The following is a 2,689-nucleotide window of genomic DNA, read 5'->3' as shown; positions in this document are numbered from 1 at the left end:
GATCCGCTTGCGGGTCGCCGGACGCACGCGCTTGGCCTTGATCGCCACGGCCAGCGGTCGCGTGAGCTTGGCGAAGTCCGGCACGACGATGTCGTCCGCGTTGCGGGCCTTCCGCCGTGGGGGTCCGATCGGGTACGGGTGGTGGGCGGCGATGTCGAAGCGCGCCGCAGCCGGGCACCGCTTGGTGGCCCGCGGCTTCTTGCGCCCGGTGACGCACAACAGCGAACGCCAGAACCGGGCGGGAGCCATGCGGGGGTCGCCCGCCCGGAGGTCGCCGTACGGCGCGGTCCCCGCGGTGACGACGACGTTCTTGCTGCTGACCTTCTTCACCGCCGCGGAGAACGCGTTGAGCAGGAGGCGGTAGAGGCGGGGGCTCTCCGCGGCGTACCCGCCCTTCTTGGTGCGCTTCCACTGCGGGGTGAGGTCGACCGACAGGTTGGGCTCGTTCCACGCCTGCCAGTAGCGCACGCGAGGCAGGGTCGCCCCGGGGCGCTGCGAGTCCGGGTGGGTGCCGTCGTACCGGCGTGCCGCCGCCTCGGCGAACCGCGCGAAGGCGGCCGGTGAGGGACGCCAGGTGCCGGGCGCCGCGCCGTCCGGGCGCTTGGAGCCCTCGGCCCACTTCGGCGCCCCGAAGAGCACCGGCAGCGCGGTCAGACCGTTGTCGGCCAGGCTGCGGACCGTCGCGTCGGTCGCGTCCCACCGGTACCCGGTCCACGCCGGGTCGCGGGCGAGCGTCGAGGTGGCCGGCTCCGTCGGCGCCACCGCGCTCCAGAACACGAAGAAGCGCACGACGCGCGCGCCTGTCGCCTTGGCGTGCTGGCCGGCGGCCTCGCGCTCGACCGGGTCGGGGCTGCTGAACGCGCGGTCGTAGAACCCGAGTTGCAGCCCTCTGGCCGCGCTGGCGGGCGACGCGCCCACCGTGGCAGCGAGCAGCGAGGTGAGCAGGACGGCGAGGACGAGGCGGGCAGGCATCACCCCTCCTACGTCCCGGGGGGCGAGTCCCTGACAGCCCGCCTCAGCGGAAGCGCACGCGCTTGAGCACGCCCGCGGCCTGGTAGTACTTCGACAGCGCGGGCTTGCCCGTCCCGTCCTGCCGCAGGAGTCCGGTGTGCAGGCCCCAGAAGTCCTTGCCGCCCGGGTAGGGCTCCGCGTCCTTCCAGCCGTAGTACACGACCCCGCGCACGTTCAGCTGCTTGGCCCGCTGCCCGAGGCCGGTGATCGCGTGCAGGATGTACCGGCCCTGACGCGTGGGCCCGGCGGTGAACGCGCTGCGCGGCCCCTGGCTGGCCCAGCCGAGCTCGGTGACCCAGATCGGCATCCGGCGATACCCCCACCCGTTGAGCAGGCGGCGGGTCGAGCTGACCGCGGTGATCACGCCGGCGTCGTTGCGGGCGTACGGGTGGATCGCCAGCGTCGTGAAGGTCTTGAGGCCACCGGCCCTGCGCATCTGCGTGAGGTAGGTCCGCAGCGGGATGCCCTGTCGGCTCTCGGGGATGCCGCCGCTGACGATCTCCGCCTTGCGGTCCGCCTTGCGGATCGCGCTGCCGACGGTGCGCAGCATCGAGACGTACTGCTTGGCGTTCGGGCGTCCGCCCCAGTAGGCGGGCAGGTTGGGCTCGTTCCACACCTGCCAGGAGCGGATGGGCAGCGGCGGGAGGTCGGGGTTCTCCTTCCAGAACGTGCCCCGGGGGCCGTAGCGGCGCACGAGCCTGGCGGCGAACCGGGCCATGTCGGCGTTGCTGCGCGGCGGGAAGGTCGTCGTCGCCGTGATCTTCCGGGTCCGTGAGGGCTTCGCCGTCCGGGACCGGAAGGCCGGGGCCCGGAAGATGATCGGCAGCAGGCGGATGCGGGCCCGCGCGGTGGCGTGCACGAACCCGTCGTAGATCGAGAAGTCGTACACCCCGCGGGTCTTCTCGATCGTCGACCAGTCGAACGTCTGGCGCAGGAGCTGGACGCCGGTGCGCCGCTGGTCGCCCAGGATCTTGGCGCGGTCGGCGGGACCGGCGGCGAACGCGTGCTCGGACACCAGCCCGAGGAAGTCGGCGGGCAGGCGGCCGCTGGCGGTCACGGCCGCGGTGGCCGGCGTGTCGCTGCTGCTCAGCCCCGTCGAGGTCGCCTGGGAGGACGTCCCCCCGCAGGCCAGGCCGGCCAGGAGGCCGACGACCAGCAGCAGCGCCCGTGTCGCCGCCCTAGTCACGGGCGACACCACGCACCACCAGCAGGACGCCCGCCGCCACGAGGACGACGATCCAGCCCGTCGACCCACCCACGCCGAGCCCGGCGCGCTCGCCGGCGGCGGGCCGGCTGGCGGGGTTCAGCCCGTCCAGGAACCGCCCGCTGGTCAGATCGCGCGGCGTGGCCCGCACCCCGAGGAGCTCGAGGTAGGCACGCGCGGTCCCGCTGGGAGCAGGCGACGGGAAAGGTTCGTAGGCTCCGTTCCCCTGCTGTGCCGCGGCGGGTGCGACTGCGGTCGCGAAGACGACCGCGATGACGGCGAGAAGTTGCGACATGCGACACCGCAGAGTACCCACACCTTCCGCCGTTCTGGGCACGAGCCCTCGCCCGTGGCTGCTCGCCGTGCTCGTGGTGGCCCTCGAGGCGGTGCTGGCGCTCGCCGGGATCCACACCGTCGCGCTGTCGGCGGTCGCGCTGCTCGCGCCCGGTCTCGCGCTGCTGCCGCTGCTGCCCG

At 73.8% G+C, this 2,689-nt stretch carries 3 protein-coding genes and 1 pseudogene; 1 reads left to right on the top strand and 3 read right to left on the bottom strand.

Annotated features, from left to right (window positions below):
• The 3 genes and pseudogenes from ABYE80_RS19550 to ABYE80_RS19540 all read right to left on the bottom strand — a co-directional run.
• Positions 1-972 (bottom strand): annotated as a pseudogene (locus tag ABYE80_RS19550) (hypothetical protein); the annotation flags it as partial.
• 43 nt (positions 973-1,015) lie between these two features.
• Positions 1,016-2,197 (bottom strand): hypothetical protein, encoded by a 1,182-nt coding sequence (locus ABYE80_RS19545; RefSeq protein WP_372791982.1) that lies wholly within the window; start codon positions 2,195-2,197, stop codon positions 1,016-1,018.
• Complete coding sequence (locus ABYE80_RS19540) at positions 2,190-2,510, bottom strand: hypothetical protein (RefSeq protein ID WP_372791981.1); 321 nt, start codon at positions 2,508-2,510, stop codon at positions 2,190-2,192. Before ABYE80_RS19540 ends, ABYE80_RS19545 begins: the two co-directional genes overlap by 8 nt.
• On the opposite strand from ABYE80_RS19540, the gene ABYE80_RS19535 reads away from it, so the two are divergent.
• On the top strand, positions 2,509-2,689 hold a 181-nt coding region (locus ABYE80_RS19535; protein ID WP_372791980.1), incomplete at its 3' end, for a hypothetical protein. The two genes, ABYE80_RS19540 and ABYE80_RS19535, sit on opposite strands and share 2 nt — an antisense overlap.

Origin of the sequence: Paraconexibacter sp. (assembly GCF_041602235.1) — a bacterium.
Lineage (GTDB): Bacteria > Actinomycetota > Thermoleophilia > Solirubrobacterales > Solirubrobacteraceae > Paraconexibacter.
This window is presented reverse-complemented; position numbering and strand designations above follow the sequence as displayed.

Bases quoted from the DNA above. Each gene is read 5' to 3' on its own strand.
- ABYE80_RS19540 (WP_372791981.1), bottom strand. From the start codon at position 2,510: ATGTCGCAACTTCTCGCCGTCATCGCGGTCGTCTTCGCGACCGCAGTC.